This window comes from Bradyrhizobium tropiciagri, from assembly GCF_018130545.1.
GTDB lineage: Bacteria > Pseudomonadota > Alphaproteobacteria > Rhizobiales > Xanthobacteraceae > Bradyrhizobium > Bradyrhizobium tropiciagri_A.
Genome location: NZ_JAFCKF010000002.1, coordinates 159532 through 181222, shown reverse-complemented (window position 1 = coordinate 181222; position 21691 = coordinate 159532). Strand labels below are relative to the sequence as shown.

Annotated in this window: 23 protein-coding genes; 8 read left to right on the top strand and 15 right to left on the bottom strand. The window is 64.3% G+C overall.

Features of this window, described 5'->3' with window-relative positions; all coding sequences use genetic code 11:
- The first annotated feature begins 204 nt into the window (after positions 1-204).
- Positions 205-882 carry a glycerol-3-phosphate 1-O-acyltransferase PlsY gene (plsY, locus tag JQ616_RS07430; RefSeq protein WP_212014729.1) on the top strand — a complete coding sequence of 226 codons (678 nt, stop codon included), beginning with the start codon at positions 205-207 and terminating at the stop codon, positions 880-882.
- 404 nt (positions 883-1286) lie between these two features.
- Here the strand turns inward: plsY and JQ616_RS07425 are convergent, their stop codons facing one another.
- From JQ616_RS07425 to JQ616_RS07410, 4 genes are all read right to left on the bottom strand, one after another.
- Positions 1287-2756, bottom strand: a complete 1470-nt coding sequence (locus JQ616_RS07425; RefSeq protein WP_212014728.1) for a tripartite tricarboxylate transporter permease — start codon at positions 2754-2756, stop codon at positions 1287-1289.
- Positions 2757-2785: 29 nt separating this feature from the next.
- Positions 2786-3274 (bottom strand): tripartite tricarboxylate transporter TctB family protein, encoded by a 489-nt coding sequence (locus tag JQ616_RS07420; RefSeq protein WP_212013398.1) that lies wholly within the window; start codon positions 3272-3274, stop codon positions 2786-2788.
- Positions 3274-4242 carry a Bug family tripartite tricarboxylate transporter substrate binding protein gene (locus JQ616_RS07415; RefSeq protein ID WP_433995957.1) on the bottom strand — a complete coding sequence of 323 codons (969 nt, stop codon included), beginning with the start codon at positions 4240-4242 and terminating at the stop codon, positions 3274-3276. Before JQ616_RS07415 ends, JQ616_RS07420 begins: the two co-directional genes overlap by 1 nt.
- A gap of 333 nt (positions 4243-4575) precedes the next feature.
- Positions 4576-5562, bottom strand: coding sequence for an ABC transporter substrate-binding protein (locus JQ616_RS07410; protein WP_212013396.1), 987 nt, complete (start codon positions 5560-5562; stop codon positions 4576-4578).
- A 410-nt stretch (positions 5563-5972) separates the two neighbouring features.
- On the opposite strand from JQ616_RS07410, the gene JQ616_RS07405 reads away from it, so the two are divergent.
- Positions 5973-6173: a hypothetical protein gene (locus JQ616_RS07405; protein ID WP_212013394.1), complete on the top strand. Its 201-nt coding sequence runs from the start codon at positions 5973-5975 to the stop codon at positions 6171-6173.
- 53 nt (positions 6174-6226) lie between these two features.
- Positions 6227-6457 (top strand): DUF6894 family protein, encoded by a 231-nt coding sequence (locus JQ616_RS07400; protein WP_212013393.1) that lies wholly within the window; start codon positions 6227-6229, stop codon positions 6455-6457.
- Between the two features lie 198 nt (positions 6458-6655).
- Here JQ616_RS07400 and JQ616_RS07395 read toward each other — a convergent pair whose 3' ends face one another.
- The 4 genes from JQ616_RS07395 to JQ616_RS07380 form a co-directional block, all read right to left on the bottom strand.
- Positions 6656-6877: a hypothetical protein gene (locus tag JQ616_RS07395; RefSeq protein ID WP_050422593.1), complete on the bottom strand. Its 222-nt coding sequence runs from the start codon at positions 6875-6877 to the stop codon at positions 6656-6658.
- Between the two features lie 20 nt (positions 6878-6897).
- Positions 6898-7128: a hypothetical protein gene (locus JQ616_RS07390; RefSeq protein WP_212013391.1), complete on the bottom strand. Its 231-nt coding sequence runs from the start codon at positions 7126-7128 to the stop codon at positions 6898-6900.
- Positions 7129-7347: 219 nt separating this feature from the next.
- Positions 7348-7866: a transcriptional regulator LdtR gene (gene ldtR, locus JQ616_RS07385; protein ID WP_024583358.1), complete on the bottom strand. Its 519-nt coding sequence runs from the start codon at positions 7864-7866 to the stop codon at positions 7348-7350.
- Between the two features lie 668 nt (positions 7867-8534).
- Positions 8535-8996, bottom strand: coding sequence for a DUF6163 family protein (locus JQ616_RS07380; RefSeq protein WP_212013389.1), 462 nt, complete (start codon positions 8994-8996; stop codon positions 8535-8537).
- Between the two features lie 214 nt (positions 8997-9210).
- On the opposite strand from JQ616_RS07380, the gene hemB reads away from it, so the two are divergent.
- The 3 genes from hemB (at position 9211) to JQ616_RS07365 (ending at position 11911) form a co-directional block, all read left to right on the top strand.
- Positions 9211-10275, top strand: coding sequence for a porphobilinogen synthase (hemB, locus tag JQ616_RS07375; protein WP_212013387.1), 1065 nt, complete (start codon positions 9211-9213; stop codon positions 10273-10275).
- A gap of 200 nt (positions 10276-10475) precedes the next feature.
- A complete protein-coding gene (locus JQ616_RS07370) occupies positions 10476-11048 on the top strand; it encodes an RDD family protein (protein WP_212013385.1) in 573 nt (190 codons plus the stop codon).
- A gap of 86 nt (positions 11049-11134) precedes the next feature.
- Entirely contained in the window at positions 11135-11911 is a 777-nt protein-coding gene (locus JQ616_RS07365) for an arginyltransferase (protein WP_212013383.1), read from the top strand.
- Between the two features lie 14 nt (positions 11912-11925).
- On the opposite strand, the gene JQ616_RS07360 is transcribed toward JQ616_RS07365, so the two are convergent.
- From JQ616_RS07360 to JQ616_RS07350, 3 genes are all read right to left on the bottom strand, one after another.
- Positions 11926-13299 (bottom strand): Nramp family divalent metal transporter, encoded by a 1374-nt coding sequence (locus tag JQ616_RS07360; protein WP_212013381.1) that lies wholly within the window; start codon positions 13297-13299, stop codon positions 11926-11928.
- A 278-nt stretch (positions 13300-13577) separates the two neighbouring features.
- Positions 13578-14309, bottom strand: a complete 732-nt coding sequence (locus tag JQ616_RS07355; RefSeq protein WP_212013379.1) for an autoinducer binding domain-containing protein — start codon at positions 14307-14309, stop codon at positions 13578-13580.
- A gap of 155 nt (positions 14310-14464) precedes the next feature.
- Positions 14465-16030, bottom strand: a complete 1566-nt coding sequence (locus JQ616_RS07350) for an amidase (protein WP_212013377.1) — start codon at positions 16028-16030, stop codon at positions 14465-14467.
- A 234-nt stretch (positions 16031-16264) separates the two neighbouring features.
- On the opposite strand from JQ616_RS07350, the gene JQ616_RS07345 reads away from it, so the two are divergent.
- Complete coding sequence (locus JQ616_RS07345; RefSeq protein ID WP_212013375.1) at positions 16265-17509, top strand: MFS transporter; 1245 nt, start codon at positions 16265-16267, stop codon at positions 17507-17509.
- Between the two features lie 52 nt (positions 17510-17561).
- On the opposite strand, the gene JQ616_RS07340 is transcribed toward JQ616_RS07345, so the two are convergent.
- The 3 genes from JQ616_RS07340 to JQ616_RS07330 all read right to left on the bottom strand — a co-directional run bounded on the left by JQ616_RS07340 (position 17562) and on the right by JQ616_RS07330 (position 20416).
- Positions 17562-18071: a hypothetical protein gene (locus JQ616_RS07340; protein WP_212013373.1), complete on the bottom strand. Its 510-nt coding sequence runs from the start codon at positions 18069-18071 to the stop codon at positions 17562-17564.
- Positions 18072-18076: 5 nt separating this feature from the next.
- Positions 18077-18931 (bottom strand): phytanoyl-CoA dioxygenase, encoded by an 855-nt coding sequence (locus JQ616_RS07335; protein WP_249136560.1) that lies wholly within the window; start codon positions 18929-18931, stop codon positions 18077-18079.
- Between the two features lie 231 nt (positions 18932-19162).
- Complete coding sequence (locus JQ616_RS07330) at positions 19163-20416, bottom strand: adenylate/guanylate cyclase domain-containing protein (RefSeq protein ID WP_212013372.1); 1254 nt, start codon at positions 20414-20416, stop codon at positions 19163-19165.
- Positions 20417-20589: 173 nt separating this feature from the next.
- On the opposite strand from JQ616_RS07330, the gene JQ616_RS07325 reads away from it, so the two are divergent.
- Complete coding sequence (locus JQ616_RS07325; RefSeq protein WP_212013371.1) at positions 20590-20781, top strand: hypothetical protein; 192 nt, start codon at positions 20590-20592, stop codon at positions 20779-20781.
- Here the strand turns inward: JQ616_RS07325 and JQ616_RS07320 are convergent, their stop codons facing one another.
- Positions 20782-21660: a DMT family transporter gene (locus tag JQ616_RS07320; protein ID WP_212013370.1), complete on the bottom strand. Its 879-nt coding sequence runs from the start codon at positions 21658-21660 to the stop codon at positions 20782-20784.
- Positions 21661-21691 lie beyond the last annotated feature (31 nt).

The following is a 21691-nucleotide window of genomic DNA, read 5'->3' as shown; positions in this document are numbered from 1 at the left end:
CTTTTACATGCCGCGGGCTTTCCGCGGCAGCCCGGACGATTCTTCGTCACTGTGCCGGCCGTCGCGGCCGTTCGCGACGGCCATCGGGCGTTTTGCACCACATCGAGACCGCACCCCCGCATCAACAGCCCTGCCCGCTCCCGGCACAGCCGCGATGGACATCGAACGATGATTGCCCGACATTGCAGCATCGAGGGCAAGCCGATGATTTTCTGGATAGCAGGTCTGGTTGGATTGGCGACCGCGTATCTGCTCGGGTCGATCCCCACGGGCTATCTGGCAGGAAAACTGCTCAAGGGCATCGACATCCGAGAACACGGCTCCAGATCCACGGGGGCAACGAACGTGTTGCGGACCCTGGGCAAGTGGCCTGCGTTGGTTGTCCTCCTGCTCGATGTGCTGAAAGGCGCGGCCGCGATCGCGTTTGCCCGCTGGTTCTATCCGTGGCTGTCCACATGGCCATCAGTCACGCCGCCGGCGGCGTTTGATCCACAAGGCTGGATGCCGTGGGCGGTCTGCCTGGCCGGCCTCGCCGTGTTGCTGGGGCACGGCCGTTCGATCTGGCTGAATTTCACCGGCGGCAAATCCGCGGCAACCGGGCTTGGCGTGCTGCTGGCGATCTCATGGCCGGTGGGTCTGGGTGCCGCGATCGCTTTTGGCGTCGTGGTCGCCCTCTCCCGGATTGTCTCTCTCGGTTCAATGCTGGCGGCGCTCACGGCGATTGCGCTGGTCTGCGGCCTGGAGCAACCATTGCCCTATCGGTTGCTGGTCATTGCAGGCAGCCTCTACGTCATCATGCGCCATCGCGCCAACATTCAGCGGCTGCTGGCCGGGACGGAGCCGCGCCTCGGACAAGCGTCCAATGCGGTACCGCAAGGCTAGCGTCCGCTCTCATGGATCAACGTCAGTATGCATCCTTGAACTGCGCGAGGTAGTCGGGGCTCCCATAGACCCACATGGGCTCGCCGCATTGTTGGGGGCCCACATCGTTCATGCAGGCGGCACTCCACGGCGGAGCTACGACCTGACGACCCACGATCCCGTATCCTCGCAGTGGACTGCCGATTGCCGATCGCATGTCGACATGCATTCGGTTGCTGCTCCTGTCGGTTGGCACATGAGCGTTGGCCTGGGTCGCGAGAGACGGCACGAGCAGCAGCGTCGCCAGAAGGCAAATGACTTTCATTGTTCAGCTTCCTTTCTGAAGGGAAGACTGAAAAGGGAGTCTGGATATTTCCCGATCACACAAATGTTTGGCAGCGTCGCCATCTGTGTGGGATCACGGCCTAATCCTCGTTGGCCTTGAACCGCCCCAGTCCCCGCAGCGCGAACGGCGCCAGCAGCGCGATCAGCGCGATGCCGAGCAAGGTCGCCGACATCGGGCTTTGCAGCAGCACCAAGGGATCGCCGAGGCTGATCGCCAGCGCGCGGCGCAGCTGGCTTTCGGCGATCGGCCCGAGGATCAATCCGATCACGACCGGCGCGATCGGGAAATCGAACCTCCGCATCAAAAAGCCCATCACGCCGAACGCGGCCAGCATCGACAGCTCGACCACCGACGGCTTGGCCGCGATCGTCCCCATGGTCGCGAACACCAGGATGCCGGCATAGAGCCACGGCTGCGGGATCGCGAGCAGCCGTACCCACAGCCCGACCAGCGGCAGATTGAGCACCAGCAGCATGCCGTTGGCGATGAACAGGCTCGCGATCAGGCCCCACACCAGGTCGGGCCGCTCGGCGAACAGCAGCGGCCCCGGATTGAGGCCGTATTGCTGAAAGCCCGCCAGCATCATCGCCGCGGTGGCCGAAGTCGGCAGCCCAAGCGTCAGCAACGGCACCAGCGTGCCGGCGGCGGAGGCGTTGTTGGCGGCTTCGGGTCCGGCGACGCCCTCGATCGCGCCCCTGCCGAATTCTTCGGGATGTTTGGTCAGCCGCCGCTCGGTGGAATAGGACAGGAAGGTCGGGATCTCGGCGCCGCCGGCCGGCAGCGCGCCGATCGGAAAGCCGAACAGCGTGCCGCGCAGCCACGGCTTCCACGACCGCCGCCAGTCTTCCCGCGTCATCCACAGCGAGCCGCGCACCGGCTCGAGCTTCTCTTCGGCATGATGACGGCGCGAGGCGACATAGAGCGCCTCCCCCACCGCGAACAGCCCGACCGCGAGCGTCGTCACCTCGACGCCGTCGAGCAGCTCGGGGATGCCGAACGCCAGCCGTGCCTGACCGGTCAGCTTGTCGATGCCGACCAGCCCGAGCGTCAGACCGATGAACAGGCTGGTCAGCCCACGGACCGGCGAGTCGCCGAAGGTCGCCGACACCGTGACGAAGGCGACGCACATCAGCGCGAAGTAATCCTCCGGCCCGAACCGCACGGCAAAATCGACCAGCCATGGCGCGAGGAATGCCAGGCCGATGGTGGCGATGGTGCCGGCGACGAACGAGCCGATCGCCGAGGTCGCGAGCGCCGGGCCGCCGCGGCCGGCCTTGGCCATCTTGTTGCCCTCGAGCGCAGTCGCCATCGAGGCGCTCTCGCCGGGCGTGTTGATCAGGATCGCGGTGGTCGATCCGCCATACATGCCGCCGTAATAGATGCCGGCGAACATGATCAGCGAGCCGCCGGGATCGAGCTTGTAGGTCACCGGCAGCAGCAGCGCGACCGTCAGCGCCGGACCGATGCCGGGCAACACGCCGACCGCAGTGCCGAGGAACACGCCGATCAGGGCGTAGAGCAGATTCATCGGCTGCATGGCCACCGCCATGCCATGCGCCAACGCGGCAAAGGTCTCGATCACAGCAGTCGCTCCAGCGGCCCGGCAGGAAGGCTCAGCGTCAACAGTTTGTCGAAGGCGAGATAGATCAGGGTCGTGATGACAAGCGCGATTGCGGTGTCGGCCAGCACGGCGCGGCGGCCAAAGGCGGCCGAGGTGGTGACGAACAGCGCTGACGTGGCGAGGATGAAGCCGCCACCAAAGCCGATGATGGCGATCAACAGCGCCAGGCCGCCGATGATCAGCCACACCGGCTTCGGATCCATGCTCTCGCGCGGCGGCAGGTTGCCGCGCAGCGCGTCGATCAGATTGCCGGCGGCGAGGATGACGAGGCCGATCGCGATCACGATCGGCATCGCCTCCGGCCCCATTCCGTACATCGTGGTAGACGCCAGCTTGCTGGCGTCCCACACCAACACCGCAGCGAGCACGGCCAACGCAGCCGCGATGACGATGCCGGCACGATCGACGTGCCGTGCCGGCGCATGCGGCAGGTTCTCGGAGCGCATCACGACTTCACGAGGCCAACGGACTTCAGCACGTCGGTGACCCGGACGATCTCCTTCTTCAGGAAATCCGCGAACGCATCGCCGCCGAGATAGGCGTCATCCCAGCCCTTCTGCTTCAGGATCTCCTTCCAGGCGTCGGACTTCACCATCTTCTCGACGGCGTCGCTCAGCGTCTTGCGCTGCTCCGGCGTGATGCCGGGCGGTGCGACCACCGAGCGCCAATTGGCCAGCACGAGGTCGATGCCCTGCTCCTTGAAGGTCGGGATGTCGACGCCGGGCAAACGCTGCGCCGACGTCACGCCGAGCGCGCGCAGCTTGCCGGCCTTGATCTGGCCTTCATATTCGCTGAGGCCGGAAATCCCCGCCGTGACCTTGCCGCCGAGAATGGCGGCGAGCGACTCGCCGCCGCCCGAGAACGGAATGTAATTGATCTTCTTCGCATCGGCGCCGACCGTGCCCGCGAACAGCGCCGCCATCACATGGTCGACGCCGCCGGCCGAGCCGCCGGCAAAGGTCACTTTGGCGATGTCGGCCTTGACCGCGGCGGCGAGATCCTGCGCTGTCTTGATCGGTGAACTCGCCGGCACCACGATGACCTGGATCTCCTCGGTCAGGCGCGCGATCGGCGTCACCTGATCGAGCGTCACCGGAGATTTGTTCATGGCAAGTGCGCCGACCATGACGAAGCCGTTGACCATCATCTGGTTGCCGTCGCCCTTGGCCCCGTTGACGAACTGCGCGATGCCGACGCTGCCGCCGGCGCCGGGCACGTTGGTGACCTGCACACTGCGCGCGACGCCTGAGGCGACCAGTGCCTGCTGCATCGAACGCGCAGTCTGATCCCAACCGCCGCCGGGCGCGGCGGGCGCCATCAGCTTGAGTTCGAGTTGCTGCGCAAGCGCCGGACCGCTCATCCCAAGCAACAGCGCGACGACCGCGCCGAACGGGCGCATGCGGGACGAGATCATGGGGCTTCCTCCTGGATTTTCAGATGCAGCCTCGCGATCGCTGGCTGCATCCGGTCATATGGCCGCATCGCTGGTCGGAAAGCGTGGATCCCGTCGGGTCAGGGAATCGCCTGCTGGCCTCGCGTCTGCGGATCCCTAGCGACCATTCGCCTCAGCCTTCGGCAAGCCGCACGGCGCAACTACGCCGTGCAGCAAATCGCCGCACCTCGCCGGTCGCTTTTCGCTTGCCTTGATTTGAGCGAGCCTCTGTCGGCCCCCTCCACGCGGAGCTCTCGAAGTCGCGGCACCGAACGAATGCCCGCGCCGTATCGTCGCTCGGCAGTCCGAGGCTCGCTACTCGATCACTTTCGATGCTTTGATCGTATCCGGACTGAGGCTTATGCCGAGTTCTCTCGCGGTCCTCAGATTGAATGCGACATCGTATCGGCTGTACCGCTCGATCCCGAGATCGCGCGGATTTGCACCCTTGAGGATCAGATCGACGAAGTTGGCCGAGCGCCTGGCGCATCCAGGAACGTCGGGATTGACCTGCAGCAATGCGCCCGCTTCAGCAGCCAATGCCTCGCTCATCGCTAGCGGAATTTTATGCTTGAGAGACAAGTCGGCCAGAAGTTTGCGTTGGAAGAAAAAGAATGGCCCCTGCAAGCTCGTGACCACATCAGCACCGTTTCGCTTGGCATCGACGATTGCGGGTTCCAGATCGTCGACCTTGCCGATCTCGATCGTCATTAGCTTGATGTCTGCCTTCGAGGACGCGGTTCGCATGGCACTGAGCAGTTCGTCGTTGCCGGGATAAGGGTTGACGAGAACCGCCAGGGTTCTCGCCACCGGCAATATCTTGCGCACGATCTCAACCCGGGCGGCCGCGGCTTCATCAACGATCAGATTCATGCCGGTCACGTTGGTGCCCGGGCGATCCCAGCTTTTTATGAGGCCCATCGAAACAAAGTCGCCGCTCGCGGTGGCGCTCACGATCGGCACCGTGTTCGTAATCCGTGCCGCCGCGACCAGCGGTTCGCCGGCCACTGCAACGATCACTTTCACGTCCTGTTCAATCAGGTCTCTTATGATTGACGGCAACTGATCGAGCTTACCCTCGGCGTAGCGATATTCGAGGGTGACGGTCTTGCCATCTTCATGGCCCAGCACCGCCATACCCGCGACGACTGCGCTGATCGATGGGATCGGGCCTTTGGGTCCCGGATGTACGAGGCCGACCTTCGGCAGGTCAGCCGCCAACAATCGTCCTGCGGAAAGCAAGCTCGAAGCGGATATCGCCACCGTGGCAAACAGAATTTGTCGTCGGCCTGGATCGCGCATGATCAGCTCACAACACAGCGCCGCCCGCTTAAAATACATGCAGGCGGCGCTGGCTCTAGCCCCAGGAGGGTCGTGCAAAATCCTGATGAGTGTAGGTCGCGCGAGGCGCACCGAGGTCTCATACCTCAGAAGAGGTAGCTCAAACGCGGCGAGCCGTCCGAGGACCGCCCCAACCAACGACCCCCGGTACCAGAGGTTTCACAGCACCGGGGATCGCTACTCCCGGGGAGCTTGGGGGCAAAGGCCGGGAGCTGAAAATCGACTCCTGCGGTTCCAGTTCGTTCCAACGGAACCGCAGGAACGCCCGCTTCCGCTCAGGAGTTACCCAACGTCACCGCGCGGTCCCGGTATCCATCGGTGATGAGAACGCCCATTGCGCTCCCGCCTTCTCCAGCAGGAAAGGACAGCGCATGTTCAAGCGTCGTCGTTTCAGGCAAACGCACTCGCTCGTGGAGCGCCTTCTCGCGGAGGCCAAAAGCCTGCGCGAGGAAGCCAGGGCTCTTCCCATCGGATTGGCGAAGGAACGGCTGTTGCAGAAAGCCCGCCAGGCCGACACGGCGGCTTACTTGAGCGAATGGCTGTCGTCGCCTGGACTGCTGCCGCCCGAATAGGAACACAGTCCATCGGACGGCTATTCCCTCCCATTGCTCGAGGAGCAATGGAAATGCCCCGCTACTTCTTCGACATCAGAGACGACGGCGATGTCTACCCCGACGAAGAGGGATTGGATCTCGCTGATCTGAGGGCCGCCAAGGTTGAAGCCGCGAACACGCTGGCCGGCATCGCCAGAGATGCCGGCCATTCCGGCGGGGACAATGACGTCGCGATCGAAGTCCGCTCGGACGACGGACTGGTGTTTCATGCCGCCTTCGTCCTGCATCGATCCAAGCAATAGGACGGTTGTCCGTCCGCGAGAGTGTGAAGCTGCGTCTGCATCCTCAACTGTCATCGCCCGGTTCGACCGGGCGATCCAGTACGCCGCGGCTTCTCAGCTCAAGCACTGCTGCCTCTGGCATACTGGATCACCCGCTTTCGCGGGTGATGACAGCGAGCAAGTTGTGCGAGAGTTGAATCAGCCGGCGAAACCAGGCCCCTATAGCCCCGTATACCCGGCCTTCACATGGTCGGTGCTGCCGTCGAGCTGGCGCAGATAGGTCAGTCCGCACACGGTTAGCCGATGCGTATCGCGCTCACCGGCGTCGAACAGCGTCTGCACGTACTCTGTCACCTTCGCCCGCGCTTCGTCGCTGGCAGCGGACGTGCGGTTGAGCAGCAGATCGTACGTCTGCATGATCCGATCGATAGCGGCTTCCATTGAAGTCTCCGGGTTGACGCTCAGGCGACCACCAGCGTCTCGTCCTCGAACTTCGCGATCGCCTTGTTGGCGAGGCGGAGCCGGTTCAGCTCACCGCGCTGGAACAGCTTGACGATGATGCCGAGCAGACGCTCATTGGTGGCGAAAGTGTCGGGAATGGCGCCGGATTTGCGCAGATAGTTCGAGGCGATCGCGTAGGCGTCACCGACGACCTCGACGTTCAGCACCTCGATCCCGCGCTCGACAAGCATGTCCGGCCTCTCCGTTGGGAAACGAGATAAAGCGCAGGGAATGTCTTGGTTCCTCGCCGGGACCCATTTATTTTCGCAACTGCAGCATGAACCAGGCGCACATGAAAAACGCATCGGCCGGGCATGACCGATGCGTTGACTGGAGCAAGGCTTGACCGAAGGAAGGCTGCCGGTCTTTTCAAGCGGCCGGCTTGGCCATCAGGCGAAGAAGAGGAAGGCTCAGAGGCGATACAGGATCTGGTCGGTCCAGAACCGCTCGAGGCGATGCAGCGACTTGTTGAGGCTCGCGAACTCCTCGTTCGAGATACCGCCGACCTGCTCCACCGTCTTGACGTGCTTCTGATAGAGCGCGTCGACGATCTTGCGCACTTCCTGGCCCTGCGGGGTCAGGCGGATGCGCACCGAGCGGCGGTCAACGCGCGAGCGCTGATGATCGAGGAAGCCGAGCTCGACGAGCTTCTTCAGATTGTAAGAGACGTTGGAGCCGAGATAGTAGCCGCGGGTGCGCAGTTCGCCGGCCGTCAGTTCCTTGTCACCAATGTTGTACAGGAGCAGCGCCTGCACCGAGTTGATGTCGGCGCGGCCGCGACGATCGAATTCGTCCTTGATGACGTCGAGGAGCCGGCGATGCAGCCGCTCCACCAAAGTCAGGGCTTCGAGATAGAGCGGCTGCACCGGAGCTTGGCCGGCAGCGCGATCAGCGGCATCCGCCGCCGTTGTCGCAACGGCTTTCATCATGACACTTCCCCTGTTTGTCGTTTTTATCGACTTTATTCGACGAAACTTGTGTCCCGCCTGATAGGTCCAACGTAAGGGGGCCGTTTGAATATCCGCTTAAATAAGAGAATAAAGAGATCATGAATTTAAGACAGTGAATCGTGGATTAAGCCCATGGATCAAGGGCTTTTCGCAACTTTTCATTGACGGTGGCAGCCCCCTGTTCACGCTTCGTCTGCCTGCCCTGTCACATTCGGAAACAGCATCGTTCGAATTCGAAACGGCAGCGTAACGTGTGTGAGGGAACCCTTTACGGTGACCGATCGGTTACCGGAAAATTCTTTGAAAATTTTATCGGAGTTCATCGGAGCGGGACGCACGTGATGCGCGCATGCGGTCCTTATCGATTGCCGGGGCCAGACCGGTTCCGCCGTCAGCCCGCGCAAAGCCGGCCGGCACACGCGCCGAGATCCGGTGAAATGGGTCCCGACGGCAGGTCCCGCAGAGACGCCTTGGAATGGGGCGCCTCGAATGGGGTGCGATCTGTCGGCACTCACCTAGCAGAACCGGCGGCGCTGTCTTCTCGTTGGGCGCACGGCTGCCAAAAATCGCCTGCCGCCACCGGCTATCCACCGCGCTGTCGCAGCAAGGCAACAGTGCATCGGGCCCTCACGGCACGCGGACCTTATCTATGGGGGACGTTCGCGCGCCGACATCCAGGCCAGCGCCAGATAGGCCGCGAGCATCACGGCTTCGAACCCGACCACGGTGAGGCTGCCGCCATAGATGCTGGGAAACATCAGCTCGATGACCGCCATCGACACCACGGTGGTCAGCCAGACCACGGCGCCCCAGGGCGTCGCGAGCCAGAGCCCGACCGCGGCGACGAGCTCGATCACGGCGAAATAGATCGTGGCGGTCTGCCAGGCCATCGACTGGTTCTCGAAGGCCTCCTCTTCGCCGCCGACGAAGCCGGTCACCTGGGCCCAGTGATAGAGGCCCTTCGCAACCGAGACGACCGCCATGATGCGCAGGAAGATGACGAGGCGCCGCGTCCACGCATTGTCGTCCGGCTCGATCCGGTCGGACGAGATCGCGCTGACCGAGATGGCGTTGTCGCGCGCCTGGTCGCGTGCAGAGGTGTCAGACATCCGAATCGCCGCGCAACGGCTGCAAAATGGGGTTCATGGCGCAGTCTTGGCCCGCCGGGGAGGCAAAATCAATTGCCGTTGCGGCAATTCAAGGGCGACCGGGATGCAAAGGCGGCGCAATGACGGCGCCTCTGTGAGGTGCTAGAACTGGACTTATATCAGGTCCAGACCAGTATCAGGTCCAGACAAGGCTGCCGGCGAGGAGAAGAAGACAATGGCGATCAAATTCGGGCGCCCGATCGAATTGCGCGACGCGCCGCGGCGCCAGACCGATGCCCTCGCCTCGCCCTCGCTCGACCTGACGATCCGGATGCGCCGCAACCGCAAGACGGAATGGGCCCGCCGCCTGGTGCGCGAGAACGTGCTGACCACCGACGACCTGATCTGGCCGATGTTCGTGGTCGACGGCCACAACACCCGCACCCCGGTGGCCTCGATGCCCGGCGTCGAGCGGCTCACCGTCGACCAGATCGTGCGCGACGCCGAGCGCGCCGCAAAGCTCAACATCCCCTGCATCGCACTGTTCCCGTTCACCGAGCCGTCCCTGCGCGACGAGCAGGGCTCGGAGGCGCTCAATCCCGACAATCTGGTCTGCCAGGCGGTGCGCGCGATCAAGAAGGAGTTTCCCGACATCGGCGTGCTCTGCGACGTCGCGCTCGATCCGTTCACCAGCCACGGCCATGACGGGCTGATCGAGGGCGGCAAGATCCTCAACGACGAGACCGTCGCGGTGCTGGTGAAGCAGGCGCTGACCCAGGCCGAGGCCGGCTGCGACGTGATCGCGCCGTCCGACATGATGGACGGCCGGATCGGCGCGATCCGCGAGGCGCTCGACGACAACGGCTTTGGCGACGTGCAGATCATGTCCTATGCGGCGAAATACGCCTCCGCCTTCTATGGCCCATTCCGCGACGCGATCGGCTCGGCCAAGACGCTGACCGGAGACAAACGCACCTATCAGATGGACAGCGCCAATTCCGACGAGGCGCTGCGTGAGGTCGAGCTCGACATCGCCGAGGGCGCCGACATGGTGATGGTGAAGCCGGGCATGCCCTATCTCGACATCGTCCGCCGCGTGAAGGACAATTTCGCGATGCCGACCTTCGTCTACCAGGTGTCCGGCGAATACGCGATGATCGCGGGCGCCGCCGCCAATGGCTGGATCGACGGCGAGCGCGCGATGATGGAGAGCCTGGTCGGCTTCAAGCGCGCCGGCGCCGACGGCATCCTCACCTATTTCGCGCCGAAGGCCGCCGAGAAGATCAAGGCGGAGAGCTGAGCGCGGCCAGCGCTCCTTCCCCGTTCGCGCTCGCCTGCGCACGGCAACAATGGTTTGCCGTAGCGTTGCGTTGCCCGCAAACCGGGCACAGACCAGCCGCCGAATCGCCGGAATATGTCGGCTAGTTAATGTTCGCGCAGGCTTGGCGAACGCACCTCCTGTTCCCATGTCCTGCGCGGGAGTTTCATCGGAGGTTGGTCATGTCCTACGGCAATGACGGCGGCACTCGGCGCAGCGAGGCTTGGCGTAGCGAGGCTTGGCGCAACGACGGCGGCGTGCCTCCGCACGCGTTCGATCCGTCGATCGAGCCGGACCTGTTCCGCGGCGTGCTGACGCGACGCGTGTTCGCGTTTCTGATCGACCTCTTCGTGTTGTCGGTGCCGGTGATCCTGGCGGTGATCTTCATTGCCGTGTTCGGCCTCGTCACGCTCGGCCTCGGCTGGGCGCTGTTCTGGCTGGTGTCGCCGGCTTCGATCGTCTGGGCCATCGTCTATTACGGCGCCTCGATCGGCGGCCAGCACTCGGCCACGTTAGGCATGCGCATGATGGATCTGGAACTGCGTACCTGGTACGGCGCCCGCGGCTATTTCGTGCTCGGCGCCACCCATGCGGTGCTGTTCTGGGCGACGATCTCGTTCCTGTCGCCGCTGGTGCTGCTGATCGGCCTCCTCAACGGCCGCCGCCGGCTGCTGCACGACATCATCCTCGGAACCGTTGTTATCAACAGCTCGGTTCGGACCCAGGTCAGTCCGGCCGCGCGGGCCTCCTATTAGGGCCACCTAAACCAATTGACCGTTAGCCTCCGGGGGGCGATGCTCACTCGGCTGCCTGTATTGTATGTGGAGCCCGACGATCTGACGTGACCCAGCACTCGCGTGATACCCCGCAGTTCTATCTGACGGCGCCCTCGCCCTGCCCGTATCTCCCGGGCCGCCACGAGCGGAAGGTTTTCACGCACCTGGTCGGCGACAAAGCGGGCGATCTCAACGACTTGCTGACCCATGGCGGCTTCCGCCGCAGCCAGTCGATCGCCTACCGCCCGGCCTGCGACCAGTGCCGGGCCTGCGTCTCGGTCCGGGTGGTCGCCAACGAATTCCGCCCCTCCCGCAACTTCCGCAAGGTTCTGGCCCGCAACGCCGACATCATCGGCGAGCAGCGCACGGCGGTGCCGACCTCAGAGCAATATTCGGTCTTCCGGGCCTATCTCGACCGCCGCCACCGCAACGGCGGCATGGCCGACATGACGGTTCTGGACTACGCGATGATGGTCGAGGACAGCCATGTCGAGACCCGGATCATCGAATACCGCAAACGCAACGCCGACAGCGCCATCACCGGCCGCGGCGACGAGCTGATGGCGGTGGCGCTGACCGACGTGCTCAGCGACGGGCTGTCGATGGTCTATTCCTTCTTCGAGCCGGGGCTGGAGGCGCGCTCGCTCGGCACCTTCATGATCCTCGACCACATCGCCCGCGCCCGCCGGCAGGGCCTGCCCTACGTCTATCTCGGCTACTGGATCGAGGGCTCCAAGAAGATGGACTACAAGGGCCGCTTCCTGCCGCAGCAGCGGCTCGCGCCGTCGGGCTGGCTGCGCGTCGACGCGTCAGGCGAAGCGCTGGCCGAACCGCAGGACTAGAACGCTTCGGCGCGCTAGGTGCCGAAGATCGTGTCGTAGAGCAGCTTCACGTTCAGGATCACGATCAGGCCGGCAACGATCCACGCCGCGATCGCAACCGGGCGCGAGATCGCGAATTTACCCATCTTGCGCTTGTCGGACACGAAGCGCACCAGCGGGATCACCGCGAACGGCAGCTGCATCGACAGCACGACCTGGCTGAACACCAAGAGTTGCGCGGTGCCGCTTTCGCCATAGAGCGCGGCGACCACGATCACCGGGACGATCGCGATGCCGCGGGTCACCAGCCGCTGCAGCCAGTCCGGCAGCCGCAAATCGAGAAAGCCCTGCATCACGATCTGGCCGGCCAGCGTCGCCGTCACCGTCGAGTTGAGGCCGGAGGCCAACAGCGCCACCGCAAACAGCGTCGAGGCGATGCCGAGCCCGAGCAGCGGCGACAGCAGCTCGAAGGCCTGATCGATCTCGGCGACGTCGGAATGGCCGCTCTTGTGGAAGGTCGCGGCCGCCAGCACCAGGATCGCGCCATTGACGAACAGCGCCAGCATCAGCGCGATGGTGGAGTCGGTGGTCGCCCATTTGATCGCATCGCGCCGCCCCTCCTCGGTGCGCGGATAGGCGCGGGTCTGCACGATGGAGGAGTGCAGATAGAGGTTATGCGGCATCACGGTGGCGCCGATGATGCCGATCGCGATGTAGAGCATCTCCGGATTGGTGACGATCTCGCGCGACGGTATGAAGCCGCCGAGCACGCCGGCGATCGGCGGCGCGGCGGCGGCGATCTGGACCACGAAGCAGACCGCGATGACGATCAACAGCGCGATCACGAAGGCCTCGAGGAAGCGGAAGCCGCGATTCATCAGGAGCAGCAGCAGGAATGCATCGAGCGCCGCAAGCAGCGCGCCGCCGATCAGGGGAATGCCGAACAAGAGCTTCAGCGCGATCGCGGTGCCGATCACCTCCGCCAAATCGCAGGCGATGATCGCGGCCTCGCAGGCGAGCCAGAGCAGCAGGTTCACCGGCCGCGAATAGGTCGCGCGGCAGGCCTGCGCGAGGTCGCGGTCGGTGGCGATGCCAAGTCTTGCCGAGAGCGCCTGCAGCAGGATTGCCATCAGGTTGGAGAGCAGGATGACCGACAGCAGCGTGTAGCCAAACTTCGATCCGCCCGCGAGATCGGTCGCCCAGTTGCCGGGGTCCATGTAACCGACCGAGACCAGATAGCCCGGTCCGGCGAAGGCCAGCAGCCGCCGCCACCACAGGCCGCCTGATGGCACCGCAACCGTCGCATTCACCTCCGGCAGGCTGCGCGCATGGCCGGCGTCATTGCGCCAGCCGCCCGGGACGGCGCTGGGAGCGGAAACGGAAGACATTTCAGGGGTCCTGGCATCCATCGCGTCAGGATGGCCGATCTCGCCCGTTATTGCAACTCATTTGCAACTGCATCTAGGCTCACGAAAATGATACCGGTCACCCCACCCTGGCCCTCCCCCGCAAGCGGGAAAACTCGCCCTCACTTCCACATCGCATCAGGTTCGATGGCCTGATCGCGCAGCAGACCGTGCTGTCGCGGCTCCTGTTACCGCCTCTGGGCGTGATGTTCCGACAGATGGCGCCTGAGCATGCGCGCACTCCTGCGCGTGCAAGTCCGCCGTAGGTTGCACAGGTCGTTCTAGGCGAATGGCATCTCGATGAGCCGGAGCTGGATCGCCTTCGCGATCGCATGCGGCCTGTTCGACGCGTTGAGGTGCGCGATCGCACGCTTCATGTGCGAACGTACGGTCTCGCAGGACAGGCCGAGGATCAGCGCAATGTCATCCGAGGTCTTCCCTTGCGCGGCGAGCGAGAGGCACTGCTTCTCACGTGTGCTGAGCCAGGCCTTGCCGTCGGCGGCTTGGTTCCACGACCACCTCCGGAGCGAGGTGTTCTGGAACTGATGACACAATGCGAACAGCCCATTGACAACCGTCGGTGCAGAACCGGTCTCGTACTTGGTCGCGCTTTCCGAAATCGCGCTGACGAATGCAAATGACCCGTTCGGCATGTGCATCGGAATCGTGATGCCGTAGTGCAGGTTCTTGTCGTTCAGGTGGTCCACGCACGCCCGCTCGCCAGTGCTCAGGCGTTCATTGTCTTGCACGTCGATCCACTTGAGGGGCAAGGTCGTCGTGAAGCAGAACCGGTAGTAGGGATCGCAAAGATGGCTCCAATGCCGATCCCATCGACTCGGAAAGCCTCGCGTCTTCACGATTGGTGACGTGAAGCTGCCGTCTTGCGCTCTCGGCGTGCCGGCCATGCCATAGGCGAAGGAGGAAAAACCCAGGCCCGACAGGGTTTGATGCAGCGCATCCAGGGCGGCCTCGAGGTCGGCAGCCTGTTCGAGGTCGGCCGCGAAGCGTCCCATCAGAGCTTCGCGGTCGACGGTGGGAATTGCATGAACTGCTGGGAGAGACATCAAGGTCCATCTCTCATCATGGGCAATAAATAATGGTCCTCCTGCGGCCCGCAGGTGTCAATAACCTAAAGCGCGATGACGCTTCATCCTGATCTCATCGCACTTCAGGCGGCCAGCTTCGGTCGCCGACGCTGCCAGGGGTGCGTCGCGCCTTCGAACGCGGACGCGATGCGGAACACCCTCAGGTCGTCATAGGCTGGACCGACAATCTGCATTCCAGTGGGCACGTTTGTTTCGGCATCGAAACCGGTTGGCACGGACATCACCGGCAGGGTGCCGACCAGGTTGAAGGGATACGTCATGAACCAGCCGATAAAGGGGTTCACCGACTTGCCGTTGATGGCGAGCGGCTGTTCGCTGCTGCGCCCCGCGACGATCTTCGTCGTTGCCGTCGTCGGACAGATCAGCGCGTCGTGGGTCTCGAAGAGCTTCGTCATCGATGCGTACATCTTCTGCCGCACGCTATTCAGATTGTAGAACTTCGTGACGTCGAGCTTCTTTCCCTCTTCGAGGATCTTGATGACGTACGGGTCCACGTCGTCGCGGGACTTGGTCAGAAGGCTGCCTGCCAGCGCGTAGAACACGCCTTGCCACCTTGTGTTCCATGTCTCCTCGATTTCCTTGGTCCAGCCGATATCGACCTCATCGACGACCGCACCGAGCGAACGCAGGACCGACACGGCATTGCGCGTGTTCTTCTCGACCTCGGGATCAACCGCGAAATAGCCCAAGTCCATCGACAGCGCGATCCTCATGCCGGCGATGCCCTCGAAGGTCGGCGGCATCACCACCTTGTCCCGCAGGGACGACATGTCGGCCGGATGCTGGCCGGACGTGACGTTCTGCATCAGAGCGCAATCGCCGACGCTGCGGGCCAGTTCGCCATAGTGGATCAGCCACTCATTCGGGTGCTCGCGGTCGTTGGGATTGCGTCCCCATGGCGGCTTGTAGCCGAACACGCCGTTCATCGCAGCCGGGATGCGAATGGACCCGCCACCATCCGTGCCGTCCGACAAGGTCGTGTAGCCGGCGGCCAGGGCCGCGCCGCCTCCGCCGGTCGAGCCGCCGGGGGTATAGGCAGGATTCCACGGGTTGTGCGTGACGCCCCAAAGCAGCGACGCCGTCACACCTGAATGCGCGAACTCCGGTGTCGTCGTGCGGCAATGCAAGATCGCCCCTGAGGCGAGAAGACGTTCCACAGTCGGCGCGGATTGGTCCGGAACGAAATCCTTGTAGAGCCGCGAGCCGTAGGTGGTGATCTTGCCCTTGACGGAGTGATAGTCCTTGATGGCAAGCGTGACGCCTTCCAACGGGCGGACCGGTTCACCGCGCACGTACTTGCGCTCCGCAATCCGTGCCTGCTCCAGCGCCTCGTCGAAATAGGTGTACGTCGTTGCCTTGAGCGTGGGCTCCCATGCTTCGACCTGTTTGATCTGCGCCCGCAGCAGTTCGACCGGCGATAGCGTCTTGGCCTTGAATCTCGCGAGCGCCTCGCCGGCCGTCAGGTAGGCAATGTCGTCGACATCGGCCTTTTCGGACGGCCCGGCGGCAGCCGCGCGCGATGCAGCCGGCAGGACGGACCCCGCGACGCCCGCGAGGGCGATGCCCAGGAGCCGGCGGCGCTCCAGATCCGGCTGGCCTTCAAAACTCTCGTAGGGTGCTTGGCTCATGACGTCTCGTCTCCCGTTGCTGGAGTTCGGCTAGCGACTGACTCCTTGCGCCAATTCGACGCCGCGCAATTCCAGGTCGCAATTCCCCGAAAGGGTGAATCGAGATGGGACCGAGACGGAAAAGGTGCTGCGCCGTTACGCGGGCTTTTGTTTTTGGGTTGTCGGGAAACGGGTGGGATCGAACGTCTTCCAACCACACACTATGGCCAGATCGAATTTGCCAAGGATTCTGCCATGTCCGCCGATACGCCGCCTCGCCTGCCAAGCACCTTCAATCGCCTGGCCTGGTCCAATCTCGCCGCGCAATCTGCCGAGCAGATCGCGCTTGCCGCTGCGCCGATCGTCGCGGTGCTGGTGCTCGGCGTTGGCGAAGGCCAGACCGGCCTATTACAAACCGCGCTGACGCTGCCCTTCATCCTGTTTGCGATTCCCGCCGGCCTGCTCGCCGACCGCGTGTCGCGGCGCTGGGTGATGGCGGGCTCAGAGGCGCTACGTGCGGCTGCCCTTGCCGCGATCCTGCTGTTGCTCTGGCTCGGTGCGATGACCTTGCCGCTGCTGGCTTTGCTCGGCTTCATCGCGGTCTGCGGCACGGTCGCCTACAGCGTCGCGGCACCGGCGCTGGTCCCATCGCTGGTGACGTCCCAGCAATTGCCGGCCGCCAATGCCCGCATCGAGCTTGCACGCACCGTCGCCTTCGCCAGCGGACCCGCGCTCGGCGGCGTGCTGGTCGGCTGGGTTGGTGCGGCACCTGCGTTCGGATTCGCCGCCGCGCTGTCGGCGATCGCGGTCGTGCTGCTCGCCGGCCTCTACGAGCCGGCGCGCCAGCCCGTCCCGCGACGTCATCCGATGCAGGACATCAAGGAAGGCGCGGCCTTCGTGATGCATCACGCGCTGCTGCGACCGGTGTTCATCACCCAGTTCATCTTCAACACTGCATCGTTCCTGCTGCTCGCCGTGTTCGTGCCCTATGCGGTGCGCCATCTCGGGCTCAGCGCCACCGGTGTCGGCACGACGCTTGCGATGTACGGCGTCGGCATGGTGGTCGGCGCGCTGTTCGCAACCCGCGTGATGAAGCGGCTGGCATTCGGCACCGTGATCGGGCTCGGCCCGGTGACCGGCTTCGTCGCCGCCACCGTGATGGCGCTGACGACCTGGTTCCCGACACCACTGCTCGCGGGCCTCGGCTTCTTCCTGCTCGGCGTCGGTCCGATCCTGTGGGTGATCTCGACCACGACGCTACGGCAGTCGGTGACGCCGCCCTCGCTGCTCGGCCGCGTCTCGGCGATCAACATCATGAGCTACGGCGCCCGCCCGCTCGGCTCCGCGCTCGGCGCCATCGTCGGTGGCCTCTACGGCGCCGAAGCCTGCCTCTACCTCGCAGCCGCGATCTTCGCCGCCCAGGCGCTGGTGATCCTGATGTCGCCTGCGGTGTCGCTGACGCGGCAGCCCGACATGGTTGGCGAGCCCGCACGCTGCTGAGCGATCGTCATCGCGAGGAGCCGGCGCTGGCCGGCTCCTCGCAAGACAATGCTTACGCGGACGTCAAACGGGCGCAGACCAGCTCGACGCAGCGCTCAAGCGGAAGTTCTGATGTGTCCAGCACTTCGTGTCCCGCCTCGTTCGCCTCCCAGCGCAGGTATTTCGCCCACATCAGCATCTCGGGGTTGGCAAGCTCGGGCTGGCGACGCTCGGTGATCAGACGGCGCGCCCTGATCGCATCGTCGCAATCCACGAGGATCACGCAGGCATCCGCAATGCCGGCCGCGAGCAAGGCCTCGCGCACGAACGCCAACCGCATTTGCCCTTCAAAGAGCACCCGGTGACGTTTGCCACGCAGCGCCGCGACCCGCTCCATCCAGGCCAGCGTCATCGCGCGTTGCCACGCGCCATCCGGCCCCCACGTCTGTCTGACTTCGGGCGAAGGCACGCCGATGCTATCGAAGTGCAGCACCTCGGCGAAATCTAGTCGCCCGATCCTGATCGACTCGGCGATGGCGGTTTTTCCGGAGCCGGATGCTCCGCTAAGGATGACCAGGCGCATCGCGATCACCTCCGCCCTTCCTGCAACGCGAGCCGAATGGCTATTTCGACCGGCGAATAGCTGCCATCATCCCGCACCAGCCTGAACGGTTCGGCCGGCGCGAGCGGTGGTTGGGCCAGAAAGCGCGGCACCTTGCCACGATGCATCTGCGCAGCGTGGACCAGGAATGGGTGGCACAAATAGACCGTGCCGGCTTCACCCGTTGCCAGCGCCATCGGCCGGTCCAGCGCCGCGCCCGATTGGCCGAGCTCGGCGTGAGACAGGCCCGCTTCGCCGGCCGGTTCGAGCAACCGTGCGATGTCAAGATGCGATCCGACCTTGATGCGTGTGGGAGCGTCGCACTCTGCCACGTCGGAGAACAGAAACAGCATCAACAGCGCGCGGCCGCGCGAGGTGACATTCACCCGCCAGGACGAGAAATGATGCCGTTCTTCGGGATCGCTGCTCTCGCCGGGAAAGCTCACATCGATATGCCAACCGGCATCGCCCGGATCGTCCGGGCTCGGAAACCGCACAGGAAAGGTTCCGAGGTTGGGTCGTGGGCGCCAGCGCCCCTTGCCGACCAGTTGATCAAATGCCGCATGGAGTACGGGTGTGTTGGCGGCCAGCTTGAACGGCTCATCACCGTAATGACTCAGCCGAACGACCGGCCGCGTCCAGGTCGACGGATCAGCGGGATCGCAGGGCAGATCGCGCCACAGGATGGCACGGCATTGGTCGGCAAGCGCCCGGGGAAAGGCCCGGTCGATCCGCACAAATCCGTCCTGGATGAATTGCTGTATCTGCGCGTCGCTGAGGGCGCGCACGGGTTCGTCGTCACGGGGTGGCATGAATTCCTCATATCGTTCAGCCAACGACATTCGTCTGCTCGAAGCAGCAACAGTCGGGCTCATTCGGTCCAAAGAAATGCCTCAGGCCGTGCGGCCATCAGCACATTCGTCCTCCAACCGCTTGGAAAAGCGGTGCCGTCACAGGCTCAGGAAGAAGACCGATGCGATATTGAGGGTACGGGTCATCATGGTGGGACGAGTTTACACCACACAACCTTGGATTGGCAACGGAGCAAAGGCAGAAGGGTAATGCCCTGCCCTCTAGCTCGCCAGATAGCGCTCATACTTGCCGCCGACGACCTCGTCAGCGGCAACCGCCGGATCCAGCGTGTAGAGATCCTGCGCGTGGCTGATGCCGCGCAGCACGAAGCGGCCGGTGGAGACCAAATAGTTGCGGCCGGCGGCGTCGAGCCCGGTGCGGAAATCGGTCGAGGTCAGCAATTCCCGATCGACCGAGGCGCACATCGAGGCGATCCGGCTTACCTCGTTGACGGCGGGCCCAACCACGGTGAAATCCAGCCGGTCCTCGCTGCCGATATTGCCGTAGAACACCTGGCCGACGTGGAGCCCGACATAAGCTGTCGTAGTCGGCCGGCCCTCGTTCTCGCGGCGATCGTTCAGCACGCGGATGTTGTGGCGGAAGCGATGCTCGGCCCGCAGCGCCGCGCGCTTGGCGCTGGCCAAGTTCTCGCTCGTGAACATCGCCAGCACGCCGTCGCCGATCAGCTTCAACACCTCGCCGCCGGCGTCGTGGATCGCGTCGATCGAGGCCTGCGCATAATCGTTGAGGAACGGAATGATCTCGTCGGGGCCGATACGCTCGCTGATCGCGGTCGAGCCGCGCACGTCGGAGTACCACAGCACGGCCTTGATCTTCTCGGTGATGCCGCGCTGCATGCGCCCGCGCAGCACCTGCTCCGCGGTCTCGCGGCCGAGATAGACCCGCCCGAGCGTGCGGGCGATCTCGACCTGGGCGGCCGACTTGATCGCAAGCCCGAGCACCGGCACCAGATCGCGCAGCGCCGCCATGTGATGCTCGCCGAACCCGTCCGAATGGCGTGTGGTGTAGTAGGAATAGAAGCAGTCCATCTCGCCGATCGTGCCGGCTTCACCGAAACGATGCACGAACGCCGCGAAATGCTTATGGCCCTTCTCGGCCAACTCGCCGATCATCGAGAAATCATGGCTCTCAGCGAGATCGATCACCATCTCGTCATGGCCGTTTTCGAGCATGTGATGGAACGCCGACCGCCGCCAGTTCTGATTGGCCTCGCCGCTGCTGGTCGAGCCGTATTCGAAGATATCGGCCTCGTTGCTCTCGCCGTCATTCCAGCGGAAGCCGCGCCCTTCGAAAATCGGATGCAGGGTGTCGATGAAGACGATCGCCCGCGACAGCGGCATGCCGGCCGCCCGGCAGCGCTCGCAGAATCCGCGCAGCAGGTCGTTTTCCGGCAGGCCGGTGAGGCCCTGGCGGACCAGCCAATTCATCAGGCGCAAACGGGGCGTCAGTTCCATCAGTGGATTATGCCGGGCAATCGGTGCGGGAGGAAGGGCTGCTCGTCGCGTGACAGATGCGAACGCCGATCGGGCATTGCAAGGCCGCCCCGCCTCACCATTTCGCGTGGAACTGCATCTCAAGAGCCCGCGATTCCGCTTTCCTTTGCCCGGCCCTTCGCGCACAAGAGCGCATGGACAACGCCCCCGGCCAGCCGAACCCGATCCGACGCTTCATGCAATGGGCGATCACCCCGCCGCAATCCTATGGGGTCTATCTGGCCGGCATCATCCTGGTGTACGCCCTGTCGTTCTACGCCGGCACGATGAAGCCGAAGCACGTGCCCACCGCACCGGTGAGCGCGCCGTCTGCCCCACACAGCTGATCAGGCCCGCTTGGTCTCCGACGTCGCGATCCAGATCCCGGCGAACACCGCGATCAGGCCGACCACCAGATTGGCCGTGATCGGCTCCCCGACCAACTGCTTCGCCAGCAGCCCGGCGGCGATCGGATTGACCGTCATGGTGTTGGCGACACGGGTCGGCGAGGCCCGCTCCAGCGCCAGCACCCACAGGATGAAGGCCAGCGCGCCGCCGGCTATTCCGAGATAGAGCCCGGCAATCCACTGCGATGGGCCGAAATCGCGCAACGTCGCCACGCTGCCGGTGAACGCTCCCACCGCCAACAGAGCTGCCGCTCCCGCGCCCATGCCCACTGTGAGGAAGCCAAGCGCGCTGGAGCGGCGGATGAACGGACGTGACAGCACATTGTAGAACGCCATGCAGAGCACGGCGGCAGTCATGATCAATTCGCCGCGCCATGCTCCCGCTGGCGCCGCCGACAGCCCGGATGCCAGCGCGGCGGCCACGCCGAGCACCGCAATCGAGACCCCGGCGGATTTGCGCATCGTCAGCGGTTCGATGCCGAGCAGCGCGCCGACCACCATGGTCGAGAGCGGCAGTGTCGCCAGCGCGAGGCTGGCGCGCGCCGCCGTCGTGTAGGACATCGCGAGATTATAGAGCACGAAGAACACGCCGAAGAAGGCGACGCCGAGCCCGGCGACCGCCGGCACATCCTCACGCTGCGGCCACTTCGCGCCGAGCAGAAGCGCGGCGGGAAGCACGCAGAGGAAGCCGATCGCCCAGCGCAGGATCGCAAGCGTGATCGGATCGGCATTGCCGGCCAGGTAACGCGTGATCGCGGCGGCCGTGCCGCCGAGGCAGCTCGAGACCAGGGCAATCGCAACGCCGATCCACTCGCCCATCCCGCACCCCATGCGTTTCGTGCTCGCTTGT

Coding starts and splice junctions, on each gene's coding strand:
- JQ616_RS07345 (WP_212013375.1), top strand. CDS start 16,265: ATGTCCGCCGATACGCCGCCTCGCCTGCCAAGCACCTTCAATCGCCTG.
- JQ616_RS07400 (WP_212013393.1), top strand. CDS start 6,227: ATGCCCCGCTACTTCTTCGACATCAGAGACGACGGCGATGTCTACCCC.
- JQ616_RS07355 (WP_212013379.1), bottom strand. CDS start 14,309: ATGGGACGCTTCGCGGCCGACCTCGAACAGGCTGCCGACCTCGAGGCC.
- JQ616_RS07335 (WP_249136560.1), bottom strand. CDS start 18,931: ATGTCGTTGGCTGAACGATATGAGGAATTCATGCCACCCCGTGACGAC.
- JQ616_RS07395 (WP_050422593.1), bottom strand. CDS start 6,877: ATGGAAGCCGCTATCGATCGGATCATGCAGACGTACGATCTGCTGCTC.
- JQ616_RS07340 (WP_212013373.1), bottom strand. CDS start 18,071: ATGCGCCTGGTCATCCTTAGCGGAGCATCCGGCTCCGGAAAAACCGCC.
- JQ616_RS07405 (WP_212013394.1), top strand. CDS start 5,973: ATGTTCAAGCGTCGTCGTTTCAGGCAAACGCACTCGCTCGTGGAGCGC.
- JQ616_RS07325 (WP_212013371.1), top strand. CDS start 20,590: ATGGACAACGCCCCCGGCCAGCCGAACCCGATCCGACGCTTCATGCAA.
- hemB (WP_212013387.1), top strand. CDS start 9,211: ATGGCGATCAAATTCGGGCGCCCGATCGAATTGCGCGACGCGCCGCGG.
- JQ616_RS07425 (WP_212014728.1), bottom strand. CDS start 2,756: ATGGCGGTGGCCATGCAGCCGATGAATCTGCTCTACGCCCTGATCGGC.
- JQ616_RS07350 (WP_212013377.1), bottom strand. CDS start 16,030: ATGAGCCAAGCACCCTACGAGAGTTTTGAAGGCCAGCCGGATCTGGAG.
- plsY (WP_212014729.1), top strand. CDS start 205: ATGATTTTCTGGATAGCAGGTCTGGTTGGATTGGCGACCGCGTATCTG.
- JQ616_RS07360 (WP_212013381.1), bottom strand. CDS start 13,299: ATGGATGCCAGGACCCCTGAAATGTCTTCCGTTTCCGCTCCCAGCGCC.
- ldtR (WP_024583358.1), bottom strand. CDS start 7,866: ATGATGAAAGCCGTTGCGACAACGGCGGCGGATGCCGCTGATCGCGCT.
- JQ616_RS07320 (WP_212013370.1), bottom strand. CDS start 21,660: ATGGGCGAGTGGATCGGCGTTGCGATTGCCCTGGTCTCGAGCTGCCTC.
- JQ616_RS07410 (WP_212013396.1), bottom strand. CDS start 5,562: ATGCGCGATCCAGGCCGACGACAAATTCTGTTTGCCACGGTGGCGATA.
- JQ616_RS07370 (WP_212013385.1), top strand. CDS start 10,476: ATGTCCTACGGCAATGACGGCGGCACTCGGCGCAGCGAGGCTTGGCGT.
- JQ616_RS07420 (WP_212013398.1), bottom strand. CDS start 3,274: ATGCGCTCCGAGAACCTGCCGCATGCGCCGGCACGGCACGTCGATCGT.
- JQ616_RS07380 (WP_212013389.1), bottom strand. CDS start 8,996: ATGTCTGACACCTCTGCACGCGACCAGGCGCGCGACAACGCCATCTCG.
- JQ616_RS07390 (WP_212013391.1), bottom strand. CDS start 7,128: ATGCTTGTCGAGCGCGGGATCGAGGTGCTGAACGTCGAGGTCGTCGGT.
- JQ616_RS07415 (WP_433995957.1), bottom strand. CDS start 4,242: ATGATCTCGTCCCGCATGCGCCCGTTCGGCGCGGTCGTCGCGCTGTTG.
- JQ616_RS07330 (WP_212013372.1), bottom strand. CDS start 20,416: ATGGAACTGACGCCCCGTTTGCGCCTGATGAATTGGCTGGTCCGCCAG.